General features: G+C 62.0%; 16 protein-coding genes, 1 tRNA gene and 1 pseudogene. 12 read left to right on the forward strand and 6 right to left on the reverse strand.

From position 1 onward, the window contains the following. Positions 1 to 6: 6 nt before the first annotated feature. Complete coding sequence (locus AOT83_RS20915; RefSeq protein WP_057964505.1) at positions 7 to 444, reverse strand: VOC family protein; 438 nt, start codon at positions 442 to 444, stop codon at positions 7 to 9. Positions 445 to 866: 422 nt separating this feature from the next. Here AOT83_RS20915 and AOT83_RS20920 point away from each other — a divergent pair, with 422 nt between their 5' ends. The 5 genes from AOT83_RS20920 to AOT83_RS20940 are packed head-to-tail and all read left to right on the forward strand — an operon-like array spanning position 867 to position 3,858. Next, the gene (locus tag AOT83_RS20920; protein ID WP_057964397.1) at positions 867 to 1,142 is read left to right on the forward strand and encodes a WXG100 family type VII secretion target; all 276 of its coding nucleotides are present in this window, start codon (positions 867 to 869) and stop codon (positions 1,140 to 1,142) included. Continuing rightward, positions 1,132 to 1,455 carry a WXG100 family type VII secretion target gene (locus AOT83_RS20925; protein WP_057964398.1) on the forward strand — a complete coding sequence of 108 codons (324 nt, stop codon included), beginning with the start codon at positions 1,132 to 1,134 and terminating at the stop codon, positions 1,453 to 1,455. The genes AOT83_RS20920 and AOT83_RS20925 overlap by 11 nt, the downstream gene beginning before the upstream one ends. Then, positions 1,452 to 2,936 (forward strand): hypothetical protein, encoded by a 1,485-nt coding sequence (locus tag AOT83_RS20930; RefSeq protein ID WP_057964506.1) that lies wholly within the window; start codon positions 1,452 to 1,454, stop codon positions 2,934 to 2,936. The genes AOT83_RS20925 and AOT83_RS20930 overlap by 4 nt, the downstream gene beginning before the upstream one ends. After that, positions 2,933 to 3,487 (forward strand): hypothetical protein, encoded by a 555-nt coding sequence (locus AOT83_RS20935; protein ID WP_131726962.1) that lies wholly within the window; start codon positions 2,933 to 2,935, stop codon positions 3,485 to 3,487. Before AOT83_RS20930 ends, AOT83_RS20935 begins: the two co-directional genes overlap by 4 nt. Beyond that, the gene (locus AOT83_RS20940) at positions 3,487 to 3,858 is read left to right on the forward strand and encodes a YbaB/EbfC family nucleoid-associated protein (protein ID WP_057964400.1); all 372 of its coding nucleotides are present in this window, start codon (positions 3,487 to 3,489) and stop codon (positions 3,856 to 3,858) included. Before AOT83_RS20935 ends, AOT83_RS20940 begins: the two co-directional genes overlap by 1 nt. Before the next feature lie 3 nt (positions 3,859 to 3,861). Here AOT83_RS20940 and AOT83_RS20945 read toward each other — a convergent pair whose 3' ends face one another. Further along, positions 3,862 to 4,299 (reverse strand): hypothetical protein, encoded by a 438-nt coding sequence (locus AOT83_RS20945; RefSeq protein WP_057964401.1) that lies wholly within the window; start codon positions 4,297 to 4,299, stop codon positions 3,862 to 3,864. Between the two features lie 92 nt (positions 4,300 to 4,391). On the opposite strand from AOT83_RS20945, the gene AOT83_RS20950 reads away from it, so the two are divergent. Then, on the forward strand, positions 4,392 to 5,483 hold the full coding sequence (locus tag AOT83_RS20950) for a PIN domain-containing protein (protein ID WP_057979810.1): 1,092 nt from the start codon (positions 4,392 to 4,394) through the stop codon (positions 5,481 to 5,483). 129 nt (positions 5,484 to 5,612) lie between these two features. Here the strand turns inward: AOT83_RS20950 and AOT83_RS20955 are convergent, their stop codons facing one another. Next, complete coding sequence (locus AOT83_RS20955) at positions 5,613 to 5,906, reverse strand: hypothetical protein (protein WP_234797689.1); 294 nt, start codon at positions 5,904 to 5,906, stop codon at positions 5,613 to 5,615. Between the two features lie 171 nt (positions 5,907 to 6,077). Here AOT83_RS20955 and AOT83_RS28455 point away from each other — a divergent pair. The 3 genes and pseudogenes from AOT83_RS28455 (at position 6,078) to AOT83_RS20965 (ending at position 8,110) form a co-directional block, all read left to right on the forward strand. After that, positions 6,078 to 6,286, forward strand: a pseudogene (locus AOT83_RS28455) (DUF3263 domain-containing protein). Then, positions 6,274 to 6,747 (forward strand): hypothetical protein, encoded by a 474-nt coding sequence (locus tag AOT83_RS20960; RefSeq protein WP_057964403.1) that lies wholly within the window; start codon positions 6,274 to 6,276, stop codon positions 6,745 to 6,747. The pseudogene AOT83_RS28455 and the gene AOT83_RS20960 overlap by 13 nt, the downstream one beginning before the upstream one ends. A 97-nt stretch (positions 6,748 to 6,844) precedes the next feature. After that, positions 6,845 to 8,110, forward strand: coding sequence for a tyrosine-type recombinase/integrase (locus AOT83_RS20965; protein ID WP_057964404.1), 1,266 nt, complete (start codon positions 6,845 to 6,847; stop codon positions 8,108 to 8,110). 86 nt (positions 8,111 to 8,196) lie between these two features. Here the strand turns inward: AOT83_RS20965 and AOT83_RS20970 are convergent. From AOT83_RS20970 to AOT83_RS20980, 3 genes are all read right to left on the reverse strand, one after another. Continuing rightward, positions 8,197 to 8,270 (reverse strand) — tRNA-Met (locus AOT83_RS20970). A gap of 149 nt (positions 8,271 to 8,419) precedes the next feature. Then, positions 8,420 to 11,386: a UPF0182 family protein gene (locus AOT83_RS20975; protein ID WP_057964405.1), complete on the reverse strand. Its 2,967-nt coding sequence runs from the start codon at positions 11,384 to 11,386 to the stop codon at positions 8,420 to 8,422. Positions 11,387 to 11,503: 117 nt separating this feature from the next. After that, a complete protein-coding gene (locus AOT83_RS20980) occupies positions 11,504 to 12,538 on the reverse strand; it encodes a PDZ domain-containing protein (RefSeq protein WP_057964406.1) in 1,035 nt (344 codons plus the stop codon). Between the two features lie 61 nt (positions 12,539 to 12,599). Here AOT83_RS20980 and AOT83_RS20985 point away from each other — a divergent pair, with 61 nt between their 5' ends. From AOT83_RS20985 to AOT83_RS20995, 3 genes are all read left to right on the forward strand, one after another. Beyond that, positions 12,600 to 13,013 carry a DCC1-like thiol-disulfide oxidoreductase family protein gene (locus AOT83_RS20985; RefSeq protein ID WP_057964407.1) on the forward strand — a complete coding sequence of 138 codons (414 nt, stop codon included), beginning with the start codon at positions 12,600 to 12,602 and terminating at the stop codon, positions 13,011 to 13,013. A 70-nt stretch (positions 13,014 to 13,083) separates the two neighbouring features. Next, complete coding sequence (locus AOT83_RS20990) at positions 13,084 to 14,436, forward strand: zinc-dependent metalloprotease (RefSeq protein WP_030096968.1); 1,353 nt, start codon at positions 13,084 to 13,086, stop codon at positions 14,434 to 14,436. 96 nt (positions 14,437 to 14,532) lie between these two features. Further along, entirely contained in the window at positions 14,533 to 15,411 is an 879-nt protein-coding gene (locus tag AOT83_RS20995) for a TOMM precursor leader peptide-binding protein (RefSeq protein ID WP_057964408.1), read from the forward strand. Positions 15,412 to 15,438 lie beyond the last annotated feature (27 nt).

Below are 15,438 nucleotides of genomic sequence, written 5' to 3' on the forward strand. Positions count from 1 at the left end.
CCTCCCTCAACCCTTCTTCAGCTCCTCGGCGAACATCACGAGGATGCCGCTGGGACCGCGAAGGTATGTGAGCTTGTAGATGTCCTCGTAGGTGGCGACACCGCGAAGCGGATGACAGCCGTGCCTGGCGGCTATTTCGATGGCGTCGTCGATGTCGTCGACCGAGAAGGCGACGCGATGCATGCCAATGTCGTTGGGAAGGGTGGGCTTCGACGCGATTGCTTCGGGATGGATGTACTCGAAGAGTTCGATCCGACCATGGCCGTCTGGCGTCTGAAGCATGGCGATGTTCGCGTGATTGCCGTCCAAACCGACGGCGGTGTCGGCCCACTCACCGCTGACGGTGGCGCGACCGAGGACGGTGAGACCGAGGTCGGTGAAAAACGCGATAGCGGCTTCGAGATCCTCAACGGCGATGCCCACGTTTTCGAGCTTGATGGCCATCGCAGGGATGCTACCGAGCCGGGCGCGAGAGTGGCCGAACATCTCGGAGTAAAAATGACGCAGGCCAGAGACTGAGTCTCTGGCCTGCGTACCTAGTAGCGGGGACAGGATTTGAACCTGCGACCTCTGGGTTATGCGAAATGTGGACTACCACGGACAATCTTGGGCAGTCAAGGACAGCCTTGATACCACCTGCTACCTGCGAATACTTTCAGATTTGGACAGTCGCGGACAGCCGAACACAATTGCGAAAAGTCGTCACGTCGCGCGAATTAGTGATGATTTATTGATGACCTCGCTGGCCGTTTTCAGGGTCTCCGTCGTGACAAAGTATTTGCTATCAAACTGGTTGTACTACCCCGCCCACTGTGCCCGTAGTACCGTCTCTAAATCAGCTAACAACATGTTGCTAGGGGGATCACATGACCGTCCTTCTCGTCCGATATCGGGAGATGGTGGCGGCTGCCGAGTGGCTGATCAAGAGCGCCGAGGACGTGAAGTCCCGCTACGGGTCAACCAAGGGCGATGTCGAGCAGCTGCTACACGGATCATGGAAAGGCATCGCCCCCGAGGTCCACAAGGAGTTGTGGGCCGACTGGGACGAGGGATTCGAGCTAGTGCAGGCCGCGATGATCAAGATGGCAGTCCACATCATCGACACCGCGAAGGCGCTCCGCGAGGCGTCCAGTGATCTCTAAGAAGCCAGGCGGCAGTGGTGATGCCGAGTTCGAAGTGTCGGTGCCGCAGCTCAAAGAGGTGTACGACGATCTGCGGGCCTTCCGCAAGTACCTCGTCGAACAGATCGAGTCGGCAGAGACCACCGTGATGCGGCTGGGCTCGGATTGGTCAGGCCAGGCCCGTGACGCGCAGGTCGAGTTTTTCTCCAAGCTCGCCCAAGGCATGGCGAAGGTGGACGAGGGGCTCTCCGAGTTCTCGAGGTCGGTGAATGACGCACACGGCCACTACGACAAGGCAATCACGGCCAACAAGTCGATGTGGCAGGGCCGGTGACGCGGGTTGACCCTGCCGCAGTCCTGACGGCGGCACGCAACATCAACATCGTTGGATTGCAGTTGACCGACGCTGTTACCAAGGCGACGAACAACCTGTCTGGATTCGCAGGTATGGCGGGAACTGACACCGCTGCAAGCACATTCGCATCCTCGTATGACAGCGCCGCCAACAGCTTGGTCGAGGCGCTGGGCAAGATGGGTGAGGGTGCCGCGAAAGTCGGCCTGATCCTGGCGACTTCGGCGCACAACTACAACGACGCCAATGCAGCCGCCGCCCACAAGCCGCCGCCGGATATCGGCCCGATGCCCGAACAACCCTTCGGGTGCCCTCCTACGCCCAACGTCCCGAACGCGATGGGCGATCCCTCGCCGGGGCCGTGGTGGTGGGACCTCATCGTCTCCTACGTACAGGGCAAGCTCTGGCCAAACGGACACCAGGACCAGCTACGCAAAGCCGAGAGCGAATGGAAGTTCATAGCACAGTGGACCATTCGACAAGCCGAGCTTCTGTGGGAAGGCATGGGACAGCTACGCGCCCAAGACGCCGAAGACATCGAAGCGGGCTGGAGCGTCGCCTCCGATGTCTATGAACAGTTGTTCACGGTCTCGGAGAACGCCAAAGCGCTAGCCCAGATGTGTGCAGACCACGCACGCAACATCGATGAAGCCCACTCAGCCATCGAAAATGCGGTCGCCGAACTCGGTATCACCACTGCCCTAATCTGGGCCGCTGGGGCACTGCTCACGCCCGTCACTGCTGGCGGTAGCGACTACGCCGCAGCAGGCATCACGGCCGCCAAGCTCGCTCAAGTCGGCTCGAAGGTCGCCGCCATTGTCACTCGCTTTGAGGGCGCCGCCGTCGCGGTCGCAGCAGGCGGGGCGCGTGTGGCGCCCGCCGCAGCCAGCGTCTCGACGGCAATGGCCCGCGTCGCGGCACTCCCCGTCGTGCGTGTCGCCGCAACGGGCGCGAACGCTGGGCGCGTCGGCGCACAAGAGCAAGAGTCACTCAAACAACTTGGCCGAGAACGTGACTACGAAAAATACGTCAAGGGAAAGCAGAGCAAGGGCGAACCCTACCGCTCCTACGACGACTACCTCAAGGAGAGGGACCGTTGGGACAGAATTGGCGAGCAGGGTGACACCGAAGAATTTCGTATTAGGGACGAGCACGGACTGACCGAAGCGAACGGCTGGAAACACCAGCAGGTCGCCCCCGATGGCCCCGGAAGATTTCAGGAGGGCTCGCGCATATGGGACTATGCGGACATCCCGAATCAGCGCGCGGCGGAGATCAAGAGTGGGTCAGTGCCGGAAGGAGACTTCGCTCGGCAGCTTGCTATCGACAAAAAGTATGTTACGGAAAGGGACTGGGAAATTACCTATTATCTGAAGGAGCCCCTCACCCCATCGCAAATGACGCGGCTCGCCGACCTCGAATCGAGTACTGGCGGACGGTTCAAAGTTGAGGGGGCGTGGTGAGCAATCCTCGCTGGTGGTGGGACATCCCCGAATTTGTCGAAGCTCAGGAGCGACCTAGCTTCAAGGCATGGGTCGAAGCACTTGAACTGGGTATCCAGCTGTACGCCTCGACCCCTGCAGACTGGTTCCCCGGCATACCCGAAGACGACTGGTTTTCAGACGAGGCAATCGGTTTCGTAGAGAAGGTCTTTCTTGAGCGATTTGAAGACACTGCCGCACTAGATGCCGACTTCGATGGACAAATGCCTTTCGTCAAGTACCTCGGCCAGCTCTACGTCGACAAGCTCGAAGGAAAATGGGTCAGCATCCCAAAGATCCCGGACCGCTGGCCGCTGCCTGGTTGGGGCGTCGAACTTCCCTGGCGCTATGACGGCGTTTACAACGTCATGCCAGCACTGCGAGTAGCAGCAAGGAGACGCAAGGGCGACCAGTGGCTATTCACATTCAACAACAATCGCAATAGCTATCTGAACTGGAAGAACAACGGCATCGTCATAGATCTGTATTCCAACAATGTGCCGCTCGCCGAAATGAAGCGCGAGACCGATTGATGGATTCGATTCTCCAGTCCGCGTGGGATGACCAGCCGCGTCGAGCCGAGCGTAACGCTTCCAGCTTCGAGGCCGAGCAGGGAGAGATTTTCCGGCGCGTCCAGCGACAGGGCGGCGAAGCCGAGGATCAGGGCGGACTCGTGAAGGTGACGGTTGATGCCCGAGGCCGTGTGGAGTCCATCCATTTGGACCCGAGACTCTCGGCGACTGAGATGCAGAAGCTTGGCCCACACATTGCCGCAGTGTGCGCCAACGCATTTGACCAAAGGGTCGAGCAAATCGGCAAGATTGTCGCGGCCAACGCCGACTACCTAGACCAGAAAGTAGTCGATGAGGTCGCGGCGCTGACGCGGTGGCTTCGCGGCAAGTAGCCCCTAAACCGCGATCGAGGAGAGGTCGACCACGGCGTCAGCGATGTTCGGGCCGCGAACTTGCGCGGCATCAGGTGTCGGTCTTGGCCCTTGTTGAACACAACTTTCTGAGAACTCGACCCGGTAGACCAGTGCGTCGTCAGGCAGGCCGATGATGGCGGTATTCGCGACAAGCCAGATATCCGCTTGTGTAGCAGTCGTTTTCAGAACGCCGTCATCGAGTCGGCCCACCACTGGGCAGAGAACCTCGATGCGTGGTGCCCCCTCGATCGTCGCCACGACCTCTGGGTAATCCTTGTCGTTGACGAGCGGGGTCACGGTCACCCTGGCGTTGATGCCCTTGCGATCCGGTACGAGGTTCTCGTCGACCTCGTCGGTAACCACGGCATCCATGAAGCCCTTGAGCTTGAAGTAGTCGAGGCCCGGTGTCCGTGTCGTCATGGTGATCTCCTTATTGATGAATTGACCGCGGATCAGCCTCCAGCACCTTCGTGCCCGGCTATAGTTCTGCTTCCGACGATGGGAGCGTTGCGATGCGGGAAGTGTTCAGCGAGTGGTATTACCCCGACGATGAGGTGATCGCACATATTGTCACCGAAGGGACGATCGCCTTGGACGCTAACGCCCTACTGGACCTGTACCGGGTGGGAGCTGGTCGTCGCCAGGAAATTCTTACAGCCCTTGAGAAGATAGGTGATCGGCTCTTCGTGCCGTACCAGGCGGCGTACGAGTATCAGAAGAATCGAACCTCCGCATTACATGATGCACAGAACACTTTCGATCGAGTCGCCGAAGACCTCCAGAAGGCAGCAGAGGACACACTGGACACTGCCCTTAAGCCCATCCGTGATCAAGCAGTCCGCAACGAAATCAGAGAAGCGTTCACAGGATCGTTTGAGGCGTTCAAAAGCAAGTACGCCGAGCTTCGTGCCAACCACATACTCGACCTCAAAGAGGCCAGAACTAACGATCCCGTTCGCGACGAGCTCGACAGGATTGCCAGCGGGCCACGCCTCGGGAAAAAGCCGTCAGCCCAGAGCCTTCAAGAACGCCGCGAGGAGGCCCAAAAACGGATAGACGAAGGGCGTCCGCCGGGCAATGCTGACGCGAAGAATAAGGCCGACGCAACCGGGGACTATTTAGTCTGGGCTGAGCTGCTAGAGCACGCAAAGAACGCGAATCGGCCAATTCTGTTTGTCACCAACGATTCCAAGAAGGGCGATTGGTTCTCCACCGTACATGGCAGGATCATGGGACCACTACCCGAGCTTGTAGCTGAGATGGCAGGTGCCTCGCCCGGACATTCCTATCATCAGGTAATGCTCGACAGTTTGTTGTGGCTGACCAACAAGTACATCAACACCAAGGTTTCAGAGGACACAATCAGGACACTCCGCGAACTCAAAGAAATCACGGCCCTCCGCAGCGCCAAACAATTGACTGCCAGGCAAGCCGCGCTCGTTGCGAAGTTGATCGCGGAAGCATCATCTTCCAACGACAACAACCTTCGGAAGCTCGAAAAAAGACTCATCGCCCATGCGATGGAAGGAATTACGATCTCTTCTGACGAAGACGAGCCACGAGACGTAGAGATCGCGATGCGATTCGCACAAGAGGAGGCGTGACCACCACCAGCCTGCTATAGCCTCCCCTCCAGTGGTTTGGGCAGTGGCGGCACGTCGCAGATACGGCATGCGCGAAGCTCCCGCAGATGTGACAGAGCCACATTCAGCGTGTCGTGCTCGGTGTTGAATTTACTTTCGAGCGTGGCGATTCGGCCATTCATGCCTTCGCATGGCCCGGTCGTGCGCTGCACTCATCGCTCCAATGGCTCGGTCGTGGGCCTTGCGCTGCTCGTCCATCGCGGTCGCGAAGGTCTCGCGCTGTTCGGCGCAGAACGATTTCCAATCGGCGTTGTCGTTGGCATCCTTGGTGTTCGCGTTGGTGTCCTTGCCGTTTCTCCGGTCGACCCATCCTTTGATGGCGGCGCCAAGGAACCCGCCCGCGAGCACGGCTCCGAGTAGCTCGAATGCCTGATCGAGGGTCACCGTTCCGGCTCGCTCGGTCCCATTGCTGCAAGGCCTGCAATGGACCAACGACAACCGTGAGCTACCCGAGGAGCTGTGGACCGACGTTCACACCGTCCGTGTTCGGCGACAGAGCTTCACGCCCGCCGAGCGGGCCTGGCTCGCCGATCGGGTGGAAGATCCACAACGGCCATGAACATCGCAGAAGCCCTTGAACTAGAACGAATCTGGTGGAAGCTGCCAGGCGGAAGGATGAGGCGATCCGCAAGCGATTCGGTCTGTCCCCCGTCCGCTACTAGCAGCGATTGAACGTCATCATCGAAACGCCAGAGGCGCTCGCGTTCGACGCGCAGACTGTGAACAGACTGCGGCGGATAGGGAGACGTGCATGGAAACTCTAGGAATCTGGATGCAAGTAGTTGGTGCGATCATCACGGGGCTGGGCCTGGTGTACGTCTGGTATCGCGTATCAGAACGATTTAGGCAGTGGCGCAAAACGATCAGAAACTCATTTCGGTTTGAAATACCCCAGCCCCTTGCGAAACTTAGCGGGGACATCGTGATTACGCCACAACCAGCCAGCTTCACACTTACTGGACACACGCCGCGCGTAAAGATCGTGTCTACCGATCCTGACGAGCGACTTGAGAACATCGAGAACGCGCTGGCTGACTTGGACGCTCTGATTGACGACAGAGCGAAAGCTGTCATTGACACAGAAATTGCCAAACTGGAAAAAGACAGCAAGTTCTTCGCGTTGCGCGACATCATCTGCGCGCTAGGCGGTTTCATCATCGCAACCACCGGCCTCGTCTTCGAGAATTGGGCGACGCTTGTGTCGAGCTTCTGCCAATACTTCTGAAGTAGAACGGAACAGAGAGAAAACACCTATGCGAGGTAGACCACCCCGACCTATCGGGGTACCCGGCGACCCTGACCTGACCGAGCTTCGCCCCGGCGTGTGGCAGGCCAAGGTCCGGGTTCGCGACGCCAGCGGCAAGCCCCGTCAAGTCATGCGGACCAGCCCACCACGCAATGACTCTCGGGGCCGTCCAGTGCCGGACAGGGACGGCGCTCGGGCGCGCAACGCGGTACTGGCAGCGGCGGCAGCGATTTCGGTGTCTCCACTCAATGCCGCCATCACGACGCGCACCACCATCGCGATGCTGTGGACCGAGCACTACCGCCCCTACCTGGTCTCGCAAGGCCGCGCCGAGAACACGCTGGTTGCCTACGACCGCGAGGCAAGCCGGTTCATTCAACGGTTGGGGGGTCGTCGGCTGACGGAGACGCCGACAACGGTGATCGAGGCCTACCTCGCCGAGCTGGCCAAGGCACACGGACCGGGGTCGGCCAAGAGGTGCCGGTCCGCGCTCTCGGGCATGTTCCGATACGCCATCCGGGTAAGCGACGGCGCGCTCACCATCAACCCGGTGCGTGAGGTGGAGTTGGTGCGCGACGCCAAGCCCAAGGGGCGCACAGGCGGGGCAGAACACATCGCCGTGGATCACGTTCGCTTCATCCTCGACGCGGTGCGCACGTCCACCGCGCCGTGCCCACGCATCCTCTCCAAGGCCGAACGGGAGCGCCCCAGTCCGTTGAAGCGGTACGAGCCGCCCACTGTCGCCGAGTTCTGCAAGGATGACATGGCCGATTACGTGGATCTGCTCTTCGGCCTGAACCTGCGCGCGAGCCAGCTCCGCGGGGCTATCTGGCCAGACTTCGACCTCAAGGCCCGCGTATACGTTCCGTCCGGGAAGATCATCCGCGTCAAGGGACAGGGCCTCGTGCGTGTCACACGTACCGACGACCCGAAGAACCGGATACAGCCGATCTCAATCCCCCATTTCGCTATCAAGACGCTGGAATCGCGCCGCAAGGTGTTGGCGGCACGAAAGCTGCTCCACCCTGACGAGATCGACGACCGGTATGCCGACTTGGTTTTCCCGTCGACCAACTGGACGCCGCGTGATCCGACGAACGTCGACACGGACTGGCGGCGCATTCGGCTTGCGCTCGGCATCTCCGATGGCATCACGGCACATAGCTTCCGCAAAGCTGGAGCAACGGCCAAGGACGACGCCGGACTACCCCTGCGCGTGATTGCTGATTCGCTGGGGCAGGCCGACATAAATACCACCCTGCGGCACTCTCGCGCACGCGGTAAGGCGCACCCCGAGGCCGCTGACGTATTGGATCGCGCGATGCAACCGCCTGCGAATTAGTGATGATTTATTGATGACTTGGCCGATTTAGGTCCAAAAAAATACCCCAGGCCAGAAGCGTTTAAGCCTCTGGCCTGGGGACCTAGTAGCGGGGACAGGATTTGAACCTGCGACCTCTGGGTTATGAGCCCAGCGAGCTACCGAGCTGCTCCACCCCGCGGTGGTGAACACAAGGTTACCGGGCGCAGCGCGTGGCACCAAATCGTTTACCTGGCCTGCAGTTACGCACCCACGAACGCCTCGGCCGCGTGTCGACTTTCCGGCCCTCCATCTCGGACTTTGGCCCGAAAAGTCGACATTCGGCGGAAGCTACTTGGCCTGTGTGAACTTCGTCATCGCGTCGTCAAGGCTCTTCAGGGCCTGTCCGTACCGGGCGAAGTCCCCACTCTTCTGGGCGTCCTTCACCTCGCCGATGGCCCGCTGAACCTCCTGCAGCGCGGCGGTCTTCGCCGAGGACAGTTCCGACGACCCCGCCGGAGGCACGGCAGCCGGGGGAACGATCGGGACGTTCTGACCGCTGGGCGGCGGCGGGTTCACATTTCCGGGTTCGGCCGCCGGGGCAGTTGCCGTCGCACCGGCACCGGGCCCGAACACCATGTCCAGAGCATCCCTGACCGTGGTCGCGTAGCCGACCTTGCCGTTGTAGAACATGCCCACACGGATCAGGCGCGGATACGAGGACTGATCGCCCTGGCCCGGCGAGGCATACAGCGGCTCGACGAACAACAATCCACCGTTGGCCACCGGCAGTGTCAGCAGGTTGCCCCACCGCAGGATGTTCTGGTTCTTGATGATGCCGACATGCGAAGACACCTGGTTGTCGGTGGTGATCGCATTGTTCACCAGCTTGGGGCCCTGCACCGTGCCGGGAACCGTCAAAACGGTGATCTTCCCGTAGGTTTCGGGATCGGAGCTGGCACTGACATAGGCGGCCAGGAAGTCACGCTGGAATCTGTTAAGCGCACTTGTCAATTGGAATGAGGCCGAATTGTCGTTCTTGGTGATGTCTTTGGCCACGATGTAATACGGGGGCTGCGAACCGGTGGACGCGTTCGGATCATCGGGCACCTGCCAGAAATCACTGGTGGAGAAGAAGGTCACCGGGTCGTTGACGTGGTAGCGCGCCAACAGCGTCCGCTGCACCTTGAAAAGATCCTCTGGGTAGCGCAGGTGGCGCGCGAGGTCCGGCGAGATGTCGCTCTTCGGCTTAACCGTTCCGGGGAAGATCTTCATCCATGCCTTGAGCACGGGATCCTTCTCGTCCTGCTGATACAGGGTGACGGTGCCGTCGTACGCGTCCACCGTCGCCTTGACCGAGTTCCGGATGTACGACACCTGCTGGTTGGGCAGCGCTCCCCCGGTCTTGCCGACCTGGCTGTCAAAGGTGGCCTCCGACAACGACGTCTGCTGCGAGTACGGGTAGTTGTCCAGCGTGGTGTAGCCGTCGACGATCCAGACCATGCGCTTGTCGACGATCGCCGGGTAGGTCCCGCTGTCGACCGTCAGCCACGGCGCCACCGCTTCCACACGCCGGCTTGGGTCCCGGTTGAACAGGATCTTGCTGTTGTCCCCGATCACGTTGGAGAACAGGAAGTTCCGTTCGGCGTACTTCAGACCGAAGACCGTCCGTGCCAGCGCACCGCCGACCGGCACGCCGCCGGTACCGGTGTAGGTGCTGTTCTTGGTTCCGGAGTTGTTCTCGTAGTCGTACTCACGATCGTCACCGTTCTTGCCGACGATCGCATAGTCGTTGGTGTCGCTGGCGATGATCGGGCCGTAGTACACGCGCGGCTGAGCCAGCGCCGCCGGGCCGTCGGAAAGGACCTTGCCGTTGTCATCGACGGCATTTACCAGGAACTCCGGGTACCCGCCGTTCTCGTCCGGCTTATCGGCCACTCCGCGCACGGTGTTGGCCGGTGCGGCGATGAATCCGTTGCCGTGGGTGTAGACGGTGTGCCGGTTGATCCAGTCACGCTGGTTATCACGAAGCTTGGCCGGATCGAGCTCGCGTGCGGCAACGACGTAGTCGCGCAGCGAGCCGCTCCTGTCCTGATACCGATCGATCGACAACGAATCGGGGAAGGCGTAGAAGTTCTTGCCCTGCTGCAATTGAGTGAAGGCCGGGCTCACGATGTTGGGATCCAAGACGCGGATGTTGGCGATCGTGGAGCGGTCGGCCGCAACCTGTTTGGCCAGTTGCTCACTGCCGGTGGGCGCCGATGCGGTACCGCTGTAGTCCCGGTAGGTCACGACGTCGTCGGTCAGTCCGTAGGCATCGCGCGTCGCCTTGATGCTGCGCGCGATGTACTCACTTTCCTTCTGCGCGGCATTGGGTTTGACGCTGAACTGCTCCACGATGAGCGGCCAGCCGGCGCCGACCACCAACGAGGACAGCAGCAGCAGCGCCAGGCCGATCGCGGGAATCCGCAGATCCTTGAGCACCAGCGCCGAGAACACCGCGACCGCGCAGATCACCGCGATGGCCAGCAGGATGAGCTTGGCCGGCAGCACCGCGTTGATATCGGTGTAACCGGCGCCGGTGAACGGCTTCCCCGCCCGCGTGTGCGAAAGCAGTTCGTACCGATCTAGCCAGTAGGCGGCAACCTTGAGCAGCACCAGAATTCCGGCAAGAGTCACCAGCTGGATGCGTGCCGGACGCGACAGCGTGCCCGAACGACCGGACAGCCGAATGCCACCAAAGATGTAGTGCACCAAGGCGTTGACGATGAGCGCGACGAAGACCGCGATAAACAGGTACGTCAGCACGAATCGATAGAACGGCAGCTCGAAGGCAAAAAACCCGAGATCCAGGCCGAACTGTGGATCCTTGATACCGAAGTCCCCGCCCTCCAGGAACAGCTGCACGGGCATCCAATAGCTTTGGGCCACAATGCCGGCCAGCACACCGATAAGCACCGGAACACCGACGACGAAAAGCCGCACCCGCGAGAGGATCAGAGCACGGTACTGCGCCAGCGCGTCACCCGGCCCCTTGGTGGGCACGAACACGGGCCGCGCCCGGTATGCCAATCCGAAGCCCGCGAAAACCACAGCACCGACCAAGATTCCGACGATCAGGAACAAGGCCAGCCGGGTCAGCAGCACGGTCGTGAATACGCCACGGAATCCGAGCTCGCCGAACCACAGCCAATTGATGTAGGTGTCGACCAGGCGCGGGCCGATCAACAACAACACCACGATCACCAACGCCGCGGCGACCAGTCGCCGGCTCCGTCGGGTCAGTCGTGGCAGAGCCCCATTCGGCCGCATTCCCACGTCGCTACGCTCCTCGTCGAGTGTTCAAGCACGGCTCAATTTTCGCGCTTCGATTCTCAGCCCCACTGTAGCCGCAGAACAGCGGGCATCGGCCAGCATCGAGGGTGGTGAGGCTCGCTAACAACTGGGCGCTTGACCACCGCGATCAAGGGCGTTGAGCCCGTCAACCGCTTCGGCCAAGGTGCCTACCTTGACCATGGTGAGCCCCTGCCCACCGTCCGTCTTGGCCTCGGCACAGTTGGCCGCCGGCACCAAGAACACCGTTGCTCCAGCGTCTTTGGCTGCCTGCATCTTGTGCGTGATTCCACCGATGGGCCCCACCTTGCCCTCGGCGTCGATGGTTCCCGTTCCGGCGACGAACTTTCCACCGTCGAGTTCACCGGGCGTCAGCTTGTCGATCACCGCGAGGCTGAACATCAGCCCGGCCGACGGCCCACCGATATTGGCCAGGTTGAAATCAATGGTGAACGGCGCCCACGGCGCCTGCACAACTCCGACCCCCAGGAACCCGTAGTCACGATCCCCGTTCTTGCCGAGCGTGATCTTCACCGATTCGGTCTTACTGCTGCCTTCGGGGTTCTTGCGCTTGTAGTCAAGCGTCACCACCTCACCGGGCTTGGTCACCTTGAGCGCTCCGGTGAACTCCTCCAGGTTGGCCACCGGCCGCCCGTTCACCGCCGTGATCGCGTCGTTCTCCTGCAGCTTGCCCTTGGACGGACCGTCATCGCTGATGGTCAGGACCGTGACCGCCGTCGGGTACTTGAGATATCCGAGCGCCGCGAATTCGGCACTTTCTTCGGACTTCTTGAACTCGAGGTCGTTTTCCTTGTCCACCTGGTCCTTGGACCGATTAGGCGGGTACACCGCGTCCCGCGGGACCAACTGCTCACGCCCGCTCGCCCACAACCGCAGCGCGTCGGCCAATGTCAGTCCGTCGCGCTGGGAGACCGTCGTCATGTTGAGGTGACCCGACACCGGGTCGACCTTGGTGCCCTTGATGTCGACGACCTCCTTGCCCTCGACCTGACCGAGGGTGTTGAAGGTCGGGCCCGGCCCCAGCGACACGAACGGCACGGTGACCACCGACATCAACAACGCGAAGGCGATGATCGGGACCAGCGCGACCAGCAGCGTCGCTACGCGGCGATTCATGCCTGCACCCTATGGCAAGCCCTGTTCGGGGCCCCGCCGGTAGTCTCATGGTGGAGGTCCGATGAACGATCATGCCCCCGTCCTGCTGTATGACGGCGTGTGCGCACTGTGCAACGGGGCGGTGAAGAAGATCCTGCGGGACGACAAGGTCGGAACGATGCGCTTCGCGGCCCTGGACAGTGAGTACGGCAAGCAGGTGATCGCGCGGCACCCCGAACTCGTCGGTGTCGATTCCTTCGTGATCGTCGACAACCCGGGCGATCCTGCCGAACGAATTCATATCCGGTCCGACGGAGTGGTGCGCATCATCGACTATCTCGGCGGCACCCGACGAGCCTCCCTCATCGCACTGATCCCGCGCCCCATCCGCGATGCGCTCTACCGGCTGGTCGCCCGAACCCGCTACCGGGTGTTCGGGCGGTACGACACCTGCCCGGTGCCGCCTCCGGAGGTCCGGGCGCGCTTCCTGGCCTGATCCCACGCCAAAACGGGTGCGTTCACTGACAGCGTGATCCGGCCATGTCTACCAGCGGTACCGTGGAGATATGGCCGACCTCCCCTTTGGATTCGCTGCTGGCGACGACCCCGACCGTGAGCCGGGCGACGGCGCGCGGCCGGGCCCTGGCTCGGGACCGTCGGGCGCGGACCCGTTCGGCTTCGGATCTGGTGGATTCAATCCCGCCGACCTCGGGCAGATCTTCACCCAGCTGGGCCAGATGTTCAGCGGGGCTGCCGCCGGTGCTGCCAGTGGTCAGTCCGCGGGCGCGGTCAACTACGACATCGCCCGGCAACTCGCTTCAAGCTCAATCGGTTTCGTCGCGCCCATCACCGAGGGCACCCAATCGGCGATCACCGATGCGGTGCACCTGGCCGATACCTGGCTCGACGGAGCCACCGCGCTGCCCGCCGGGGCCACCCGAACCGCTGCCTGGACCGCGACCGACTGGGTGGACAACACCCTGGAAAACTGGAAGCGGCTCGTCGACCCTGTCGCCGAACAGATTTCAGGCATGTGGGCGGCGAACCTGCCCGAAGAGGCCCAGGGCATGGCCGGTCCGCTGCTGGGCATGATGACCCAGATGGGCGGCATGGCCTTCGGATCGCAGCTGGGCCAGGCGCTCGGACAGCTGTCCCGCGAGGTGCTGACCTCCACAGACATCGGATTGCCGTTGGGCCCCAAGGGCACCGCGGCTCTGCTTCCGGTCGCCATCGAGGCGTTCTCCGAAGGCCTTGAACAGTCCAAGAGCGAGATCATGACCTTCCTGGCCGCCCGGGAAGCCGCGCACCACCGCTTGTTCAGCGGCGTGGGCTGGCTGACCATCCGGCTGATGGACACCCTTGAGCAGTACGCCAAGGGCATCTCGATCGACATGAGCGCCATCGAAGAAGCCGCACGCGGCTTCAACCCCGCTTCGCTGGGTGATCCGTCCGATATGGAACAGATTCTGTCCCAAGGCATTTTCGAGCCGAAGACCACGCCGCAACAGGAGCAGGCCCTGGAACGCCTGGAAACCCTGCTGGCGCTCATCGAGGGATGGGTGCAGACCGTGGTGACCGACGCGCTCGGCGAGCGCATCCCCGCGACCGCGGCCCTCAGCGAGACCTTGCGGCGCCGCCGCGCCACGGGCGGCCCGGCCGAGCAGACCTTCGGCACCCTGGTGGGCCTGGAGCTGCGGCCGCGCAAGCTTCGCGAGGCCGCAGATCTGTGGCGCAGGCTCACCGACGCCGTGGGTGTGGACAAGCGCGACGCGATCTGGGCGCACCCCGATCTGATTCCCGATGCCAGCGATCTGGACAACCCAGCCGCCTTTATCGATCGCATCGTCGGCGGAGACACCGACGCCATCGACGACCCGATCGCGCAGATCGAGAAGCTCGATCCGGGCACATCGGAATAAACCGGAGAAATCTGCGGCTCACACATTCGGCGCTGGTCAGGGGTCGAATAAGGCTGTGGATAAACGGCTTTCAGCCGCCCGGCGCGCACGCCGGATATGCCACAGTGGGTCATGTCCAGTGAGCCGACCTTCGCCCTCGATCCGGCACGCCCGGTGCTGCCGAGGCCGGATGACGGGGTTCAGATCGGGTGGATGCCGCGTCATGCGGTGATCGTGCGCCCCTCATCCACCGCGCCGGCCGCGGCAGTACGCCAGCTGCTGCACTCCCTGACCGACGAACTCACCTGGAGTCAGATCCTTGGCCTTCAGTGCGTCAAGGACTTTCATGACGCTGAGGACATTCGGTCGCTGCTCGAGGAATTGGTCGACACCGGCGCCGTCATCCGGCGCACCCGATCCGTCACGGCCGCTTCGCCGGTGATCCGGCTCGTGGGCCGCGGCCCGCTGTCCGATGCCCTCGCCGAGGCGCTCCGGCACACCTCGGCGCGTATCCAGCGCTCAACCCAGTCGGCACACGGAAAGTCTTGGCAACACGTGGATTTGGCGATACTCGCCGATGACCTGATTGCCGACACCCGGCTACTTCGGGCACTGGCCGATGCCGAGGTGCCGCATCTGTCCGTCCGGGCGCGCGACGGCACCGGTCTGATTGGGCCCATGGTTTTACCTGGCATCACCAGTTGCCTGGAATGCGCCGACCGCCACCGGCGTGATCGCGACGAACAGTGGCCCGCGGTGGCCGCTCAACTCACCGGAACCGTGGGTGTCGCCGCGCCGGCCACGGTGCTGGGCACCGCGGCGGTGGCACTGGCACAGATAGACCGAGTGCTGTCGGCGATTCGCGGACAGGCGCCGGGACCACTGGCGACGCTCAACGCGACGCTCGAACTCGACCTGTCCACTCACGCGCTGACAGCCCGGCATTGGACCCCACATCCCTTGTGCCCATGCGACGCCTATTTCACCGGAAATTGACGAAGACCCCCTTTTTGTTAACTTCAT

The organism is Mycobacteroides sp. H001 (assembly GCF_001440005.1).
Classification (GTDB): domain Bacteria; phylum Actinomycetota; class Actinomycetes; order Mycobacteriales; family Mycobacteriaceae; genus Mycobacterium; species Mycobacterium gwanakae.

Excerpts from the sequence above, each read along its gene's own strand:
- AOT83_RS20945 (WP_057964401.1), bottom strand. The coding sequence starts at position 4,299 with ATGACGACACGGACACCGGGCCTCGACTACTTCAAGCTCAAGGGCTTC.
- AOT83_RS20915 (WP_057964505.1), bottom strand. The coding sequence starts at position 444 with ATGGCCATCAAGCTCGAAAACGTGGGCATCGCCGTTGAGGATCTCGAA.
- AOT83_RS20950 (WP_057979810.1), top strand. The coding sequence starts at position 4,392 with ATGCGGGAAGTGTTCAGCGAGTGGTATTACCCCGACGATGAGGTGATC.
- AOT83_RS20960 (WP_057964403.1), top strand. The coding sequence starts at position 6,274 with ATGGAAACTCTAGGAATCTGGATGCAAGTAGTTGGTGCGATCATCACG.
- AOT83_RS20920 (WP_057964397.1), top strand. The coding sequence starts at position 867 with ATGACCGTCCTTCTCGTCCGATATCGGGAGATGGTGGCGGCTGCCGAG.
- AOT83_RS20995 (WP_057964408.1), top strand. The coding sequence starts at position 14,533 with ATGCCACAGTGGGTCATGTCCAGTGAGCCGACCTTCGCCCTCGATCCG.
- AOT83_RS20985 (WP_057964407.1), top strand. The coding sequence starts at position 12,600 with ATGAACGATCATGCCCCCGTCCTGCTGTATGACGGCGTGTGCGCACTG.
- AOT83_RS20990 (WP_030096968.1), top strand. The coding sequence starts at position 13,084 with ATGGCCGACCTCCCCTTTGGATTCGCTGCTGGCGACGACCCCGACCGT.
- AOT83_RS20980 (WP_057964406.1), bottom strand. The coding sequence starts at position 12,538 with ATGAATCGCCGCGTAGCGACGCTGCTGGTCGCGCTGGTCCCGATCATC.
- AOT83_RS20940 (WP_057964400.1), top strand. The coding sequence starts at position 3,487 with ATGGATTCGATTCTCCAGTCCGCGTGGGATGACCAGCCGCGTCGAGCC.